The sequence below is a fragment of the Parathalassolituus penaei genome, assembly GCF_026626885.1.
In the GTDB taxonomy this organism is placed as follows: Bacteria; Pseudomonadota; Gammaproteobacteria; order Pseudomonadales; family Oceanobacteraceae; genus Oceanobacter; species Oceanobacter penaei.
In genome coordinates this window covers 34,227-49,922 of record NZ_JAPNOA010000025.1, presented here as the reverse complement: position 1 = coordinate 49,922, position 15,696 = coordinate 34,227, and the positions used below count along the sequence as shown (strand labels likewise).

The window sequence follows — 15,696 nt, the reverse complement described above, 5'->3', positions numbered from 1 at the left end:
CATCCGTCAGGCCGCTGCCTGACCTGTGTAGGGAATGTCATGTCAGCCGTAACCACGCTCCGTATTGCCACTCGTAAAAGCCCGCTTGCTCTCTGGCAGGCCGAACATATCAAGGCCCGTCTGCAAGCCATGCATGCTGGTCTGACGGTTGAGCTGGTGACCTTTTCCACCCAGGGCGACAAGATCCTCGACACCCCGCTGGCCAAGATTGGTGGCAAGGGCCTGTTCGTAAAAGAACTCGAAGTGGCGCTGCTGGCCGGTGATGCCGATATCGCTGTGCACTCCATGAAAGACGTACCGATGGAATTTCCGGAAGGTCTGGAGCTGGGCGTGATCTGCGCGCGTGAAAACCCGCTGGATGCCTTCGTTTCCAACCAGTACAAAAGCATTGATGAGCTGCCACAAGGTGCTGTGGTAGGAACTTCCAGCCTGCGTCGTCAGTGCCAGCTGCAGCAACTGCGTCCGGATCTGCAGATCCGCAGTCTGCGTGGCAACGTTCAGACCCGTCTGTCCAAGCTCGATGCCGGTGAGTTTGATGCCATCATTCTGGCCTCTGCCGGTCTGCTGCGGATGGAAATGCACGATCGTATTACCGCCTTTATTCCATCCGAGGTTTCCCTGCCAGCCGGTGGCCAGGGTGCTCTGGGTATCGAATGGCGTTGTGGTGATGACGCCGTACAGGCGCTGATCAAACCACTGTCCGACGCCACTACAACCGCTTGTGTTCTGGCCGAACGTGCGCTGAACCGTCGTTTGCAAGGCGGCTGTCAGGTGCCAATTGCTGCGTACGCCGAACAACAGGGCGACGAGCTGTGGCTGCGTGGTCTGGTAGGTTCAGTGGATGGCAGCCGTATGCTGCGCACTGAACTGCGTGGTTCTGTGGCCAATGCCGAAGCCATTGGTATTGAAGGTGCTGAACATCTGCTGCAACAGGGCGCCGGTGAAATTCTGGCTGCTGTTTACGGACACGAGGTGCGCTGAGTTTTGGCGCGCCTGATTGTTACCCGTCCGGCCGATCAGGCCGAAGGGCTGATCGCCGGTCTGCAGGCATTGGGCCACGAAGTGGTGCCGATGCCACTCATGACCATTCTGCCGATTGCGGATGCAGACACAGATCTGGCGCACTCAGCCCGTCGCTGTTTCCTCGATCTCGATTATTATCACTCTGTTATCACCATCAGTGCCAACTCCAGTCGGCTCGGCCTGGAGTGGATGGATAACTACTGGCCGCAACCACCACTGGGAATCCAGTGGCTGGCGGTCGGCCCGGCGAGTCTGGCGCCGCTGCGTGATGCCGGTCTGGATGGCATCTGTCCTCCCGAACGTTTTGACAGCGAAGGCCTGCTGGCGCTACCACAACTGGCTGCCGTCGCGGATCAGAAAATCCTGATCTGGCGCGGTGTTGGCGGGCGTGAAACCCTCGCGGAAGAACTGCGGCAACGCGGCGCGAGGGTTGATTATGCCGAGCTGTATCACCGCCAGCCGTGTGATTACAGCTTTGCCCAGTGGCAACAGGCATTAGCGCCGGTCGACGGAGCAAAACCATGGCTGTTGCTGAGCAGCGGTCAGGCACTGGATATAGTGCAGCAGCAGGTCAGTGACCTGCCGCAGCGTGTCGCCGGGCTGCTGTTACCCAGTGCCCGGGTGGCAGAACAGGCACGCAGTCAGGGCTTTGAGGTGGTGCTGGTGCCAGCCAGCGCCGGTGATGCCGATACCCTGGCATGTGTACGGGAAATGGCCTGCTGAGCGGCCAACCAACGATTCACCGGCATGACCAGCGCCGGTGCTTTAACGCTGGCGCTGTAATGGCGACCTGAAGAAGGAAAAGGACGTGAACGAACTCGACAAGCCTGAAGTTCAGGACGAATCTGCGGTGGCTGCAGAGTCCTCAGCCCCGACAGCGAGCAAAGAAAAAGAGACCGCTGAACCGCAAGCCGATCGTCCTGCCAACCGTGCGGCCCTGCCGTGGGTATTGGCCGGTATCAACCTGTTGTTGCTGGCAGGTGCCAGTGGCTGGTTGTATACCCAATGGCAGCAGACTGCTCGTGACTTGCAGACAGCCACGACCCAGCAAAACAGCCTTGAAGGCCAGCTGCTGGAACAGGGCCGTCGCCTTGAATATCTGAATGAACGCTCTCAGGGCGCCCTCGGTTTCAGTGAAAAACTCGAAGGCGAAATGAGCGCGGTACAGCGTCAACTCGCTCATAACACCGAAGCCCTGCAACGTTTGCCGGGTGCAGAGCGTCAGGACTGGTTGCTGGCGGAAGTGGAATACCTGCTGCGACTGGCCAGCCAGCGTTTGCAGCTGGAGCGTGATGTCAAAGGCGCAATTGGTATGCTCGACGCGGCCGATACGGTGCTGGTGGAGCTGGATAACCCGGCCTTGTCTTCCGTGCGTCAGCACATTGCCAACGAACTGATGGCTCTGCGTCAGGTACCGTCCCTTGATCGTACTGGTGTGGTACTGCGTCTGCAGGCCTTGCAGGATGCGGTGGACAATCTGCCGTGGCTGCCACGCCATGAGTTTGAACTGGTGCCAGCACCACCGTCGGAAGCAGGTGTCAGCAATCCGGCCTGGTATCTGCAACTCTGGACTGCCCTGCGTGAAGGGGTTGGTCAGGTGATCCGTATTCGTCGCAACGACCAGCCGATGGATACCCCGATGAGTCAGGAACAGGCATGGCAGCTTCAGCAAAGCATGCGTCTGATGCTGGAACAGGCACAGGTGGCCTTCCTGCGTGGCGATCAGCAGCTGTATGAACACAGCCTGCTGCGCGTGAACGACTGGCTCGACGATTATCTCAGTGGTGAAAACGACGCCAGCACGGCGGTACGTAATGGCCTCAAGGAAGTGGCTGGCTGGCAAGTGGCTCCGACGCTGCCAGATATCTCCGGCTCTCTGCTCAGCCTGCGTCACCTGCTCGATCAGCAGCGTCGCGGAGTGGTCGGGGAGACAGCACAATGAAACGCTGGTTACTCTTCTTTGTTATCACCCTGCTGCTTGGCCTCGGCATTGGCTCGCTGGCCGGTCAGGACTCCGGATACGTGCTGTTGAGCTGGCGTAATTACAGCCTCGAAACCAGTGTCTGGTTTTTTGTGCTGTTGCTGGGCGTCATGGTGTTCCTGTTGTATCTGCTGATGCGTCTGAGTCTGGTGATGCTGGGTTCTGACTGGCGCTTTAACGAGTGGCGGCGTTCCCGTCGTACCGGGATGGCGCGCAAGCAGACCACCCGTGGTCTTCTGTGTCTGGCCCAGGGCCAGTGGGCCAAGGCCGAACGCCTGCTGACCCGCAGTGCCGAAGCCACCGATATGCCGCTGATCAACTATCTGGCAGCTGCCCGTGCCGCCTACGAACAAGGCAAACACGATACCACCGACGAGCTGTTAAAAGCGGCCAACAAGAGTACCCGCGGGGCCGAACTGGCGGTGGGGATTTCCCATGCCCAGTTGCTGATTTCCCGTGGCCAGAAAGAACAGGCACTGGCGGTGCTGGTCAGTCTGCGTGATCGTTATCCACGCCATACCTACTTGCTGAAGCTGCTGGTGCGCTTGTATCAGGACCTGCAAGACTGGGTCGCCCTGCACGAAATGCTGCCGATTCTGACCCGTGCTGGCAAGGTGCCGCAGGATCGTTTGCGTGAGTTGGAAGAAAAGGTGTATCTGCAATTGCTGGAGCGCGCCGCTCGTTCAAGCCTTGGCAAGGACACCGCCGCTGCGCTGAAGAAACTCTATCACTCCATGCCGCGTCACTGCCGTTACAGTCAGGCCATTCTGCTGCAGTACAGCCGTTTGCTGCACCAGCATCAGGACGATGAACTGGCGGAAGCCGAACTGCGTCATGGTCTCAAGAACGTCTGGCACGATGATCTGATTCTGCTGTACGGCAGCCTGCAATTGCCGGATGTCAGCCAACAGCTGCTGTTTGCGGAACAACAACTGACGGCACGCCCGAATGATCCGGTGTTGCTGCTGGTGCTGGCACGACTGTCAGTGCGTGCCGGTAAACGTGAGCGTGCTCGAAACTATCTGCAAACCGGTTTGCGTATGAAATCCATGCCGGAATTGCAGTCTGAGCTGGCAGGTCTGCTGATGGAAGATGGTCGCCACGAAGAGGCGTGTGAGCTATATCGTCTGGCGTTGCAGGGCGGGGTAAATCCCTGACAGAGGACAGGGTACATCCCTGTACCCTGTCTGGCGTCTGGCGTCTGGCGTCTGGCGTCTGGCGTCTGGCGTCTGGCGTCTGGCGTCTGGCGTCTGGCGTCTGGCCGGGCCGCGACCGGATCATGCGTTTATTGCAGCGTCAGCGGTTTGCCAGCGGCCTGACGCTGCTCTTTCCATTCCTCCAGGCTGGGGGCGGCCTGATCACCTGGAAGGCTGCTAAGAATCTCGAAGAAGTTTTCCTTGTGTTTATCCGCCATCACCTTGCTGCGTTCACGCCCGCGTACTACGTAAACGGTCTGGACGTTCTGGTGGTCAAACGCGCGCCAGGTCTGGGTGTCTTTGAGGCCGGTGTAACTGTAGTTTTCCAGCGCCTGAATCAGCTTGTTGCTGTCGGTACCGCCAGCGCGCTCAACCGCAGAACTGAACTGGTAAACGATGCTGTAGGCGGATGCCGCTGAGCTGGACGGGTAGTTGCCATAACGACCTTCGTAGGCTTCAACAAACTGTTTGCCCTTGTCGTAGTTGAACTCAAACGGCACGTTCCAGCTCCACGGAATGGCACCAATCACTCCTTCCATACTGACTGCACCGGCTGAGCGGGCGATATCGAGCGTCAGGCTCGGCGCAATAATGGTCATTTTCTGATTCAGGCCACGGCTTTGCACCATATGCAGGGCGGTAGCGAGATCTTCACCAAATTGCACCAGCACCAGCACATCGGCATTGGCTTTGACGGCTTGGTTAATGCCTTGTTCCAGATCGGTCTGGCGTGGTTTCGGGAACGGGGTTTTGGTGACGCCGTGTTTGCTGGTGTCTTCGGTATGGGTGAAGTGGCGCAGCGAGGCTTCGGTGGAGTTACCCCAGCTGTAGTCGGCGGTGACGTAGTAGATTTTCTTGTTGGCCAGCCGTTCGTTCATCCAGCTGGCAATCGCCTTGGCGGCCATCCAGGCGCTGTAGGGCTCGCGGAACATGTAACGATGTCCTTCGCTGCCGGTGGTTTCGTTGGCATAGGTGAGGGTGCCAAAGTAGATCAGGTTATGACGAGCGGCTTCCTTGCCAGCGGCGATGGCTACATCACTGCTGGCCCCCCCGAATAACATGGCAACCCCCTGATCAGCCATGTTGTTGACGTTGGCAACGGCCTTGACCGGATCGGACGCAGTATTGGCGGTGACCAGCTCCAGCGGACGACCAAGCACGCCTCCTTTGGCATTGATCTCATCGACTGCCAGCATGGCACCCTGGGCCTGGGCAATCCCCTGTTCCTTGTAGCGACCGGTGGACGGGTAGTTAAGACCCAGCCGGATCGGCTCTGCCATGGCGGTCAGCTGGACGGCGGCGAGGGCTGCAACAAGCCACCAGTGGCGCTTGCGAGGGGCTGGATTGAATTGAGGCATAACGACGTTCTCTCCCTGATACAGTGAACTCAAGCCCGGGCGTTATAAACGTCAGGCCGGACAGTGGTCGTCGTAATGCAAAAAGCCGACTTCACCGGATGCAGGCATCCGATAAAAGCCGGGAAAAGAGGGGCCTCAAATTTATTGCAGCTGAGCCAGTTTGCCCGCCTGCTTGCGGGTCGCTGCCCATTCCTCTCGGGTTTTGGCGGCCACTGTTCCGGGGATGTTCAGGAGGATTTCAAAGAAGTCCTCGTTGTACTTGTCGGCCAGCACTTCCGCCCGCTTTTTGCCTTTTACGACGTAAACCGATTGCACGCTCTGGTGATCAAAATCTCGCCAGGTTTGTGGGTCCTTGAGGCCGGTATAGGTATGGCCTTCCAGTGCCGTAATCAGCTTGTCGGTACTGGTCGTGCCTGCCCGTTCGGCGGCGTCGCGGAATTCATACACGATATTGTATGCAGAGGCTGCCGCGCTGGATGGATGCTGATCAAAGCGGCTGGTGAATTTTTCGACGAATTGTTTGCCTTTTTCATAACCGTACATGTACGGCACCTGCCAGCACCATGGCACGGCACCAATTACGTTTTCCATGGCGCTGGCACCGGCCGATTTGGCCATGCCCAGGGTCAGATTCGGTACCACAATGGTCATCTTGTTTTTGAGGCCCATCTGGTTGGCCATGTTGAGGGCGGTGGCCATGTCTTCACCAAACTGGATCAGCATCAGCACATCGGCACCAGAACGTTCGGCCGCGACCAGGGCATTCTCCAGATCGGTATTCTTCGGTTTCGGGAATGGAACCTTTACAACCTGATGCTGGGTGGTATCGGTGGTGTTGGTGAAGGTTCGCAGCGATGCTTCAGTAGAATTACCCCAGCTGTAGTCAGCGGTAATGTAGAACACTCTTTTACCGGCCAGGCTCTGGTTCAGATAAAACGCCAGTGCCTTGGCGGCCATCCAGGCGTTATAGGTCTCGCGAAACATATAGCGATGACCTTCCTCGTCGGTGGTTTCGTTGGCGTAGGTGAGGGTGCCGAAGTAGATCAGTTTCTGTTTGGCGGCTTCCTTGCCAGCCGCGATGGCTTCCGCACTGGATACACCACCAAACAGCATGGCAGCGCCATCTGCGGCCAGTTTCTGGACGTTCTCAACGGCCTTTTCCGGGGCTGCAGCACTGTTTTCGAGTTGTAATTCGAGTTGTTTTCCTAATACACCACCGCTGGCATTGATTTCCTCGACTGCCAGCATGGCGCCACGAGCTTCATCAATACCCTGTTCCTTGTAACGGCCCGACGATGGATAGGTCATGCCGAGTTTGATGGTGTCGGCACTGAGTGCGAGGGGTGAAAAGCTGCCGACTGACAGCGCGAAGGACAATGCAACGAGACTTGATCTGAGCATAAGACGTAACCTTCTTTTTATTATTGTGGTTACATCTTGTGCTGTTTTGGCGACCAATGCGCTCAGCCATTGGTCGCATATCGGTATTATTCTGCCTTATCCAGATGAACGGTCATTTGCGGGAATGGGATCTCAATACCTTCCTCGTCAAATTTCAGTTTGATGGATTCGATCAGTTCAAAACGGACAGTCCAGTAATCTTCGGCCTTTACCCATGGACGCACCACGAAATTGACAGATGAATCCGCCAGTTCGGATACCGCCACACGCCAGGCCGGATCTTGCAGAATCAGCGGATGATTCTCGACCATATCAATCAGGATCTGTTTGGCTTTCAGCAAATCACTGCCATATGAAATACCAATAATCAGGTCTATACGACGGGTCGGTTCTTCGGAATAGTTGACCATGGTATTGCCGAATACATTGCCGTTGGGCACGGTCACCACGCGGTTATCCGGGGTTTTCAGACGGGTGCTGAAGATCGTGATGCGATCAACCGAACCGGCGACGCCATCTACTTCGACATAGTCGCCAACCCGCAGAGGGCGGAACAGGATCAGCATTACGCCCGCTGCAAAATGCGACAGCGAATCCTTGAGGGCCAGACCAATGGCAAGGCCAGCGGCACCCAGCAAGGCAACCAGTGAGGTGGTATCGAGGCCCAGCTGCGACAAGGCCGCGACTGTTACCAGCGCCAGCAAGGCCGCATTCAGTACGGTCAGCAGGAAGCTGGTCAGGATCGGATCAATATTGGTGCGGGTCATGACGCGGCTGGCGCCACCAATGACCACTCCGGCGATGATGCGGCCGATATAGAAAATTGCGATTGCGGTCAGAACATGACCACCCCAGGGCAGCAAATAGTTCGTCCACAGCTCGTCCATGGTAAACGGGAGTTTCCAGTCATTAGGCCAGTTCACGAGGGCTCCTTGAATTGTCCATTATTGATTAGATTGTCATTCATATTATGGTGAGTGTTATATCACTATATAGAACGAACTGTCAGGGAACGGAAAGTTCCCTGCTTATTCAATTGCGAGGTGCGTAGGCGAATACATCCGAATGCATATTGGCCTGACTCAGCCCGAGAGATTGCAGCTGATCGAGAGTGCCATACACCATATTCGGTGAACCGCAGGCGAATACCTGAACATTCGTCAGATCATCAAAGTCATGCTGGATGACCTGATATATCCAGCCAGCACGGCCATGCCAGCCTTCCGAATGCTGTTCCAGAATCGGGTGATAATGCAGATTCGAATATTGATGGGCCCATTGCAGCGGCAAGTCTTTCAGATAAAAACCGTCAGAGCTGCGGTTGGACCAGTACAGGTGAATTTCCCGCTGGGGTTCCAGTGCCAGTACCGCTTCAGCCAGGCTTTTGATCTGGGCAAAGCCGGTGCCGGAGGCAATCAGAACCAGTGGCTGTTGTGGATGCTGACGCAGGAAGGTCGGGCTGATAAAACAGTCGCCAGCGGGCAGGGTGACTTTCACCAGCGGGTCTTTCTGTAACTGCGCAATCACGGCATTGGCGGTATCACCGGTGGCGGCAATGTGCAGTTCCAGTGCGCGGCTGTTGGCCGATGTCATGCTGCCCGGCGCGCTGGCGATCGAGTAGGGAACCTGCTTCGGCTCACCGTTTTCCTGCAGCAGATGCAGCATCAGGTACTGGCCGGGCCAGAAGTCGGCGGTTTTGCCGGCCGGAGCCAGCAGTTCGACCCGATACACTTCGTCGTTCAGGGCCGTAACGCCCTGCACCTGAAAGGTCAGGGTTTGCTGTTCTTTGTAATCCGGGTGCTGGACGCTGGGCATATAAATCTCGGCATCAGTTTGTGGCTTGGCCAGACAACATAATACCCGATTGTTTTGCTCAAGTACTGTCTGGCCCTGGGGATTGCTGAATTGAAACTCACCGTTCCGGTAGTCTCCGCCACAAATCAGGCAAATGCCGTTCTTGCAGGCGATTTTCATGCGGATGCCCTGTTCCTTGACCGCTTCCATCAGGGTCTGGTCAGTTCGACAGGGCACCTGTACCTGGTTCGGCAGGAAGGTAACGGTTACCTGCCGGACGCTCATAACGAGCGGCCTGGCAGGTTATCGAGACCGAGTTGACTCCAGATTTCATCCACATGGGCAACCACTTTTGGATCACGGACAATCGGCGTACCCCATTCGCGAGTGGTTTCACCTGGCCACTTGTTGGTGGCGTCCATCCCCATTTTGGAACCCAGGCCGGATACCGGCGAGGCAAAGTCGAGGTAATCGATCGGAGTGTTTTCAATCAGGGTGGTATCCCGCGCCGGGTCCATACGGGTGGTAATGGCCCAGATTACGTCTTCCCAGCTGCGGGCGTTTACATCGTCATCCACCACAATCACAAACTTGGTGTACATGAACTGACGCAGGAACGACCACACGCCCAGCATCACGCGTTTGGCGTGGCCTGGGTACTGTTTCTTCATACTCACCACCGCCATGCGGTAGGAACAACCTTCCGGTGGCAGGTAGAAATCGACAATTTCCGGAAACTGCTTCTGCAGGATCGGCACAAACACTTCGTTGAGGGCTACCCCCAGAATAGCCGGTTCATCCGGTGGACGGCCGGTGTAGGTGCTGTGGTAGATCGGGTTTTTACGATGGGTGATGCGTTCCACGGTAAACACCGGGAAGTGATCCACCTCGTTGTAATAACCGGTGTGGTCGCCGTATGGGCCTTCCGGTGCCATTTCATTCGGGTGAATCACCCCTTCAAGAATGATTTCGGCGCTGGCAGGCACCAGCAGATCGTTACCGATACTCTTGACCACTTCGGTCTTGCTGTCGCGCAGCAGACCGGCAAAGGCGTATTCGCTGAGGGTATCCGGCACCGGTGTTACCGCACCCAGAATGGTGGCCGGGTCGGCACCCAACGCCACACTGACCGGGAAGGGTTTGCCCGGATGGGCTTGCTGCCATTCGCGGAAATCCAGCGCACCACCACGATGGCTGAGCCAGCGCATGATGAGTTTGTTCTTGCCGATCAGCTGCTGGCGATAAATACCGAGGTTGTGGCGATCCTTGTGTGGACCCTTGGTGATCACCAGTGGCCAGGTTACCAGCGGCGCCACGTCGCCGGGCCAGCAATGCTGGATCGGGATACGGGTGAGATCAACCTGATCACCTTCCAGCACTACCTCCTGACAGGCGGCGCTGCGGACTTCCTTGGGTGCCATGGTCAGCACTTTCTTGAAGATCGGCAGTTTTTCCCAGGCGTCTTTCATGCCTTTTGGCGGTTCAGGTTCTTTCAGGAACGCCAGCAAACGGCCGACTTCCCGCAAGGCTTCAACCGACTCTTCGCCCATGCCCAGCGCCACCCGTTTCGGGGTGCCGAACAGGTTGGCCAGTACCGGCATGGAGTAGCCTTTCGGGTTTTCGAACAACAGAGCCGGACCGCCAGCGCGTAACACGCGATCAGCGATTTCGGTCATTTCCAGATGTGGGTCAACCGGGTAGCTGATGCGCTTGAGCTCACCACGCTGTTCCAGGCCCTTGATAAAATCACGCAGGTCGTTGTATTTCACTCACCACCCCTTGGTTAATGCTGTTCATCATAACAACCTCTGACAGGTCTGGGCCAATGGCGAAGTGCGAGGAATTGTGACGCCCTGCCGGGCATCCTTTATAATGCCCGCCCCGTTTTCCGGAGATTGCCATGAGCGCACGTATTTCCCTGGTGGCCGCAGCCCTGCTCGGATTTTTTGCCGTAGCGCTGGGAGCGTTTGGCGCCCACGGTCTGAAATCCGTGCTGGAGCCTGCCATGATGCAGGTCTGGCAAACCGCCGTGTTGTATCACCTGGTACACAGTGTGGCCTTGCTGGCTGTCGGTATCTGGCATCTGCAGCAACCGTCGGTATGGCTGGCGCGCGCGGCCCTGATGTTGCTGGTCGGAACCCTGCTGTTCAGTGGTTCCCTGTATCTGATGGCGCTGACCGGAGTGCGTATACTCGGCATGATTACACCGCTCGGAGGTGTCAGCTGGCTGATTGGCTGGTCGATGCTGATGGTGGCGGGACTCAAGACAACTTCACAGACAGGCATTCAGAGTGACCGATAAAACCCATTCCCAGGACCTGAACGACATGGCGGAACTGCCAGACGATAACCAGGCGGTTGAACCAGGCAGCGAGGGTGTACCGGCTGACGTGGCACATCCGCGGGCGATCCGCAGCTTTGTGATTCGCGCCGGTCGTCTGACCAAGGGGCAGGATCTGGCACTGGAACGCTGCTGGCCAAAGTGGGGCCTGAGCCTCAATCAGGGCGCGGTTGTACCGGCTGACGTATTTGGCCGCGAAGCGCCACTGGTGGTCGAAATCGGTTACGGCATGGGCCAGTCACTGGTGCAGATGGCGGCCGCCGCACCGGAGAAAAACTTCATCGGTATCGAAGTGCACCTGCCAGGTGTGGGTTCGTTGCTGAACCTGGCCGATCAGGCTGGTTGCACCAACCTGCGCACCTACCGTGAAGACGCCATTGAAGTGCTGAAGCTGCTGCCGGCCAACAGCGTCGACACCCTGCAGCTGTTTTTCCCGGACCCGTGGCAGAAGAAAAAACACCACAAGCGCCGTATTGTGCAGCCGGAATTCGCCGCCAGCGTACGCCGTGTATTAAAAGTGGGTGGCATTTTCCACATGGCCACTGACTGGGAAAACTATATGGAACACATGCTGGAAGTGATGGATGTGCAGCCTGGCTATGAAAACATTGCTGGCAACGGCAACTGTGTGCCACGTCCGGATCACCGCCCGCTGACCAAATTCGAAAACCGTGGCCATACCCGTGGTCATGGTGTGTGGGACATGATGTACCGCAAACTCGCAGACTGATTCCTGCCCGGCGGCCAACGCCGCCGTGGCCTGACTAACCGCTTCTGGCGCCCGGCGTCAGACCAAGATCAGGAAATAACCATGTTAAAGAAAGACAAAGAGAAAGTATTCGGTGGTGAGTGGAGCGAGCAGCAGCTGCGCGAGTTCCTGAGCGTTGAGAGTTTTGATGGCACTGATCCGGATTACCTGGCGGTGATCCGTGCTTACCGTCATATGGAAGCGCCGACCTTTGCCCGTTTTGTGGAGCTGTTCAAAGCCGAAGGCCGTAACCTCAACGCCGTTAATCTGGATGGCGTGAGCATTATGGGCACCGTTGGCAGCCACGCTCGTCGTGAGTCCTACGCGGAAATCCTGCGCGACGCTGGCGCCTGCTGATTGTTGCCAAGGCCAGCCTTCGGGCTGGCTTTGTATCTGTCGCTTGCCTGTTGTGGGCTGCGGTGGTGTTTTTCCCGGCATGGTTTTCTGACATTGTTCTCGTGCATTCCGGACTGTGTTCGTTCTCAGTCCTGGCGTTTTTCTCGCCTTTCTCTGGCGTTTTCTCTCGCCCTTCTCCGGTGTTCTATCTCTCTTTTCTCTGGCGTTTTTGAGGTTCTTTCCTGACGCTTGCCCGCCCGTTGCTTGCCGGTGTTGGGGCGTTTCCCGTAGTGCTCACCATCATCTTGTTGAGTGATAAATCTGGATACTAATCAGTAAGTTAGTGATTTCTATCGGGTGCTTCAGAGACCAGTTCTGATTACAGATCAGTTGTTCTTTATTGAGTGGTTACGTATTTGTGCCCGCCCTCGCAAATGTCAACAAATGTGGGATTCTGACTGACCCCGTCTGCAAGTCTGGAGACTGGCCAGAGGTATCCTGTGCGAAACAGAGGAGTAACCGCATGAACAAGATTTCCGCATTAGCCATCGCCGTCACGACTGGTCTGGGCTTCGTTGCCTGTGGCGGTGGTGGCGGCAGTTCGTCCTCCGGTTCGGGTAATGCCAGCCTGAGTATGAAGTTGACTGACGCACCGGTATCCAATGCCACCTCACTGGAACTGTTTGTTGAGAAGCTGGAATTAAAAAATGGCTCCCAGACCCTGAGTTATACCATCAACAAGCGTTTTGACCTGCTGCAGCTGCAAGGCTCCAACTCGGCTGACCTGTTTGCGGATGAAGAAGTCCCGGCTGGTGAATACGAGTGGATGCGTCTGTATATCGATACTGACCAGAGCAGCCTGACCACCAACGATGGTGGTGTACATGACATCACGATTCCGAGTAACAGCAATACCGGTCTGAAAGTGAATACGCCATTCACCTTGCCGGTGAACTCCAGCCCGACCTTTATTATCGACTTTGATGTTTCCAAGTCGCTGACCTTGTCTGCCAACGGTTACAAATTGCGCCCGACCCTGCGCCTGATCGATGGCGATGACGCTGGCCATATCACCGGCACGGTGGCCAGTTCCCTGCTGGAGAGCTGTGAGGTGCCGGTGGTGTATGCTTTCAGTGGTGCCAATACCGCTTTTGCCGAGCTGGATAGCGATGTGGGGCCGGAAACTTCAGCGTTGGTGAAGCTGGACGAAGCGACCGGTGATTACACCTATACACTGGGCTTCTTGCTGAATGGTGACTACCAGTTGTATCTGGTGTGTGATGCCGATGATCCGGAAGCCGATGATGGTATTGAACCGGTTGCCGCAACTACCGCTACGGTTAACGGTGCGGTTGATAATGGTCTGGAAGTTGCCAACATCGTGGCGGACGACGCTCTGTAAGGGCGCTGTTTGCCGGTTACTGGAGCTGCCTGTTTGCGACAGGCTGATCATCCGGACATAAAAAATGCCCGCCGGGATTGCTCCCGGCGGGCATTTTTATTGGTCATGGGAATGGTCGTTGACCACTCCTGTGACCCGGCAGAAATCAGGACTTCTTGTTGGAGCGCTTACGCTCGTTTTCAGTCAACAGTTTCTTGCGCAGACGGATGCTGGTTGGAGTTACTTCAACCAGTTCGTCGTCTTCGATGAATTCCAGCGCCTGTTCCAGAGTGTGTTTCACTGGTGGAGTCAGAACGATGGCTTCGTCAGTACCGGAAGCACGTACGTTGGTCAGCTGCTTGGCCTTGGTAGGGTTAACCACCAGGTCGTTATCGCGGCTGTGCAGACCAACGATCATGCCTTCGTATACTTCAGCACCTGGAGATACGAACAGACGACCGCGTTCCTGCAGGGTGAACAGGGCGTAGCCCAGGATCTTGCCCGCTACCATGGAAACCAGTACGCCGTTGTGGCGAGTGGAGCCCAGGCTGCTCTGGATTGGACCGTAGTGGTCGAATACGTTGGTCAGGATGCCGGAACCGGAGGTCAGGGTCAGGAACAGGCCACGGAAACCGATCAGACCACGAGCCGGAGCCATGAACTCCAGACGTACACGGCCTTTGCCATCCGGAACCATGTTGGTCATCTCGGCGCGACGGTTACCCATCTCTTCCATGATGGAACCCTGGTGCTGTTCTTCAACGTCGATAACAACCTGTTCGTACGGTTCCATCAGTTCGCCATCAACGACTTTCTGAACCACTTCAGGCTTGCCGATCGCCATTTCGAAGCCTTCGCGACGCATGGATTCGATCAGAACGGACAGGTGCAGCTCACCACGACCAGACACCTTGAATTTTTCCGGGCTGTCGCCTGGCTCAACACGCAGTGCCACGTTGTGGATCAGTTCTTTTTCCAGACGATCCTTGATGTTACGGCTGGTGACGTACTTGCCTTCGCGGCCAGCGAACGGAGAGTCGTTCACCTGGAAGGTCATGGATACAGTTGGTTCGTCTACCGACAGTGGTGGCAGGGCTTCAACAGCACCCATGGCGCACAGGGTGTCGGAGATCTTCAGGCCTTCGATACCGGAGATACACACGATGTCGCCAGCGCTGGATTCTTCAACCGGTACACGGTTCAGACCGTGGAAACCTTTTACTTCCAGTACACGACCTTTACGGGTCTTGCCTTCACGATCGATGATCTGAACGTCAGTACCGGCTTTCAGTTTGCCACGGGTGATACGGCCAACACCGATAACACCTACGAAGCTGTCGTAGTCCAGAGCGGAGATTTGCATCTGGAATGGACCATCAACGTCAACCGCTGGTGGTTGTACGTGGTCGATGATCATCTGGAACAGCGGGCTCATGTCGTCAGCCATGTTGTCCGGATCCAGACCAGCGATACCGTTCAGTGCAGAAGCGTATACAACCGGGAAGTCCAGCTGTTCTTCAGTAGCACCCAGACGGTCGAACAGATCGAAGATCTCGTCCATTACCCAGTCAGGACGAGCGCCTGGACGGTCAATCTTGTTGATAACAACAATCGGACGCAGACCGCGCTGGAACGCTTTCTGGGTTACGAAACGGGTCTGTGGCATTGGGCCGTCAACGGCGTCTACCAGCAGACACACGGAGTCCACCATGGACATAACGCGTTCTACTTCACCACCGAAGTCAGCGTGTCCTGGGGTATCCACGATGTTGATGCGGTAGTCGTTCCATTTGATGGCGGTGTTTTTCGCCAGAATGGTAATACCACGCTCTTTTTCCTGGTCGTTGGAGTCCATGACCCGTTCGCCGCCCTGGTCGCGGCGATCCAGCGTGCCGGATTGCTCGAGCAGCTTGTCAACCAGGGTGGTTTTGCCATGGTCAACGTGCGCGATGATGGCGATGTTACGTAGATTGTCGATCACAAGAGTAGCCTTGGTTAAAGTTTGTACAAAACGACGCGCGATTATACAGAGTTCGTCCGGCTGCTGCATGTCAAATTAAAAAGATATTCCAGCGCCATTTTTGTGCTTGTCACTATCGGCCGGAAGTGGGATGAACCTATAATGGGCACGCTTTTT

Annotated in this window: 14 protein-coding genes; 8 read left to right on the top strand and 6 right to left on the bottom strand. The window is 56.4% G+C overall.

Features of this window, described 5'->3' with window-relative positions; all coding sequences use genetic code 11:
- The first annotated feature begins 39 nt into the window (after positions 1-39).
- From hemC to OUO13_RS08445, 4 genes are all read left to right on the top strand, one after another.
- Positions 40-981, top strand: coding sequence for a hydroxymethylbilane synthase (gene hemC / locus OUO13_RS08460; RefSeq protein ID WP_283173434.1), 942 nt, complete (start codon positions 40-42; stop codon positions 979-981).
- Positions 982-984: 3 nt separating this feature from the next.
- A complete protein-coding gene (locus tag OUO13_RS08455; protein ID WP_283173433.1) occupies positions 985-1,746 on the top strand; it encodes a uroporphyrinogen-III synthase in 762 nt (253 codons plus the stop codon).
- A gap of 85 nt (positions 1,747-1,831) precedes the next feature.
- Positions 1,832-2,965 (top strand): uroporphyrinogen-III C-methyltransferase, encoded by a 1,134-nt coding sequence (locus OUO13_RS08450; protein WP_283173432.1) that lies wholly within the window; start codon positions 1,832-1,834, stop codon positions 2,963-2,965.
- The gene (locus OUO13_RS08445) at positions 2,962-4,161 is read left to right on the top strand and encodes a heme biosynthesis HemY N-terminal domain-containing protein (protein WP_283173431.1); all 1,200 of its coding nucleotides are present in this window, start codon (positions 2,962-2,964) and stop codon (positions 4,159-4,161) included. Before OUO13_RS08450 ends, OUO13_RS08445 begins: the two co-directional genes overlap by 4 nt.
- A gap of 128 nt (positions 4,162-4,289) precedes the next feature.
- Here OUO13_RS08445 and OUO13_RS08440 read toward each other — a convergent pair whose 3' ends face one another.
- The 5 genes from OUO13_RS08440 to ubiD all read right to left on the bottom strand — a co-directional run bounded on the left by OUO13_RS08440 (position 4,290) and on the right by ubiD (position 10,522).
- The gene (locus tag OUO13_RS08440) at positions 4,290-5,558 is read right to left on the bottom strand and encodes an ABC transporter substrate-binding protein (RefSeq protein WP_283173430.1); all 1,269 of its coding nucleotides are present in this window, start codon (positions 5,556-5,558) and stop codon (positions 4,290-4,292) included.
- 141 nt (positions 5,559-5,699) lie between these two features.
- The gene (locus OUO13_RS08435) at positions 5,700-6,959 is read right to left on the bottom strand and encodes an ABC transporter substrate-binding protein (RefSeq protein WP_283173429.1); all 1,260 of its coding nucleotides are present in this window, start codon (positions 6,957-6,959) and stop codon (positions 5,700-5,702) included.
- Positions 6,960-7,045: 86 nt separating this feature from the next.
- Positions 7,046-7,882 carry a mechanosensitive ion channel family protein gene (locus OUO13_RS08430; protein WP_346429343.1) on the bottom strand — a complete coding sequence of 279 codons (837 nt, stop codon included), beginning with the start codon at positions 7,880-7,882 and terminating at the stop codon, positions 7,046-7,048.
- 109 nt (positions 7,883-7,991) lie between these two features.
- Positions 7,992-9,038 (bottom strand): 2Fe-2S iron-sulfur cluster-binding protein, encoded by a 1,047-nt coding sequence (locus tag OUO13_RS08425; protein ID WP_283173428.1) that lies wholly within the window; start codon positions 9,036-9,038, stop codon positions 7,992-7,994.
- The gene (gene ubiD / locus OUO13_RS08420; protein ID WP_283173427.1) at positions 9,035-10,522 is read right to left on the bottom strand and encodes a 4-hydroxy-3-polyprenylbenzoate decarboxylase; all 1,488 of its coding nucleotides are present in this window, start codon (positions 10,520-10,522) and stop codon (positions 9,035-9,037) included. The genes OUO13_RS08425 and ubiD overlap by 4 nt, the downstream gene beginning before the upstream one ends.
- A 131-nt stretch (positions 10,523-10,653) precedes the next feature.
- Here ubiD and OUO13_RS08415 point away from each other — a divergent pair, with 131 nt between their 5' ends.
- From OUO13_RS08415 to OUO13_RS08400, 4 genes are all read left to right on the top strand, one after another.
- Complete coding sequence (locus OUO13_RS08415; protein ID WP_283173426.1) at positions 10,654-11,055, top strand: DUF423 domain-containing protein; 402 nt, start codon at positions 10,654-10,656, stop codon at positions 11,053-11,055.
- A 25-nt stretch (positions 11,056-11,080) separates the two neighbouring features.
- The gene (gene trmB, locus OUO13_RS08410; protein ID WP_428982328.1) at positions 11,081-11,824 is read left to right on the top strand and encodes a tRNA (guanosine(46)-N7)-methyltransferase TrmB; all 744 of its coding nucleotides are present in this window, start codon (positions 11,081-11,083) and stop codon (positions 11,822-11,824) included.
- An 81-nt stretch (positions 11,825-11,905) separates the two neighbouring features.
- Positions 11,906-12,199, top strand: coding sequence for a PA4642 family protein (locus OUO13_RS08405; protein ID WP_283173424.1), 294 nt, complete (start codon positions 11,906-11,908; stop codon positions 12,197-12,199).
- A 502-nt stretch (positions 12,200-12,701) separates the two neighbouring features.
- Positions 12,702-13,580, top strand: a complete 879-nt coding sequence (locus tag OUO13_RS08400) for a DUF4382 domain-containing protein (protein ID WP_283173423.1) — start codon at positions 12,702-12,704, stop codon at positions 13,578-13,580.
- A 145-nt stretch (positions 13,581-13,725) separates the two neighbouring features.
- On the opposite strand, the gene typA is transcribed toward OUO13_RS08400, so the two are convergent.
- The gene (typA, locus tag OUO13_RS08395; RefSeq protein ID WP_283173422.1) at positions 13,726-15,540 is read right to left on the bottom strand and encodes a translational GTPase TypA; all 1,815 of its coding nucleotides are present in this window, start codon (positions 15,538-15,540) and stop codon (positions 13,726-13,728) included.
- Positions 15,541-15,696 lie beyond the last annotated feature (156 nt).

Excerpts from the sequence above, each read along its gene's own strand:
- hemC (WP_283173434.1), top strand. The coding sequence starts at position 40 with ATGTCAGCCGTAACCACGCTCCGTATTGCCACTCGTAAAAGCCCGCTT.
- OUO13_RS08445 (WP_283173431.1), top strand. The coding sequence starts at position 2,962 with ATGAAACGCTGGTTACTCTTCTTTGTTATCACCCTGCTGCTTGGCCTC.
- OUO13_RS08440 (WP_283173430.1), bottom strand. The coding sequence starts at position 5,558 with ATGCCTCAATTCAATCCAGCCCCTCGCAAGCGCCACTGGTGGCTTGTT.
- OUO13_RS08435 (WP_283173429.1), bottom strand. The coding sequence starts at position 6,959 with ATGCTCAGATCAAGTCTCGTTGCATTGTCCTTCGCGCTGTCAGTCGGC.
- OUO13_RS08425 (WP_283173428.1), bottom strand. The coding sequence starts at position 9,038 with ATGAGCGTCCGGCAGGTAACCGTTACCTTCCTGCCGAACCAGGTACAG.
- OUO13_RS08415 (WP_283173426.1), top strand. The coding sequence starts at position 10,654 with ATGAGCGCACGTATTTCCCTGGTGGCCGCAGCCCTGCTCGGATTTTTT.
- trmB (WP_428982328.1), top strand. The coding sequence starts at position 11,081 with ATGGCGGAACTGCCAGACGATAACCAGGCGGTTGAACCAGGCAGCGAG.
- OUO13_RS08405 (WP_283173424.1), top strand. The coding sequence starts at position 11,906 with ATGTTAAAGAAAGACAAAGAGAAAGTATTCGGTGGTGAGTGGAGCGAG.
- OUO13_RS08400 (WP_283173423.1), top strand. The coding sequence starts at position 12,702 with ATGAACAAGATTTCCGCATTAGCCATCGCCGTCACGACTGGTCTGGGC.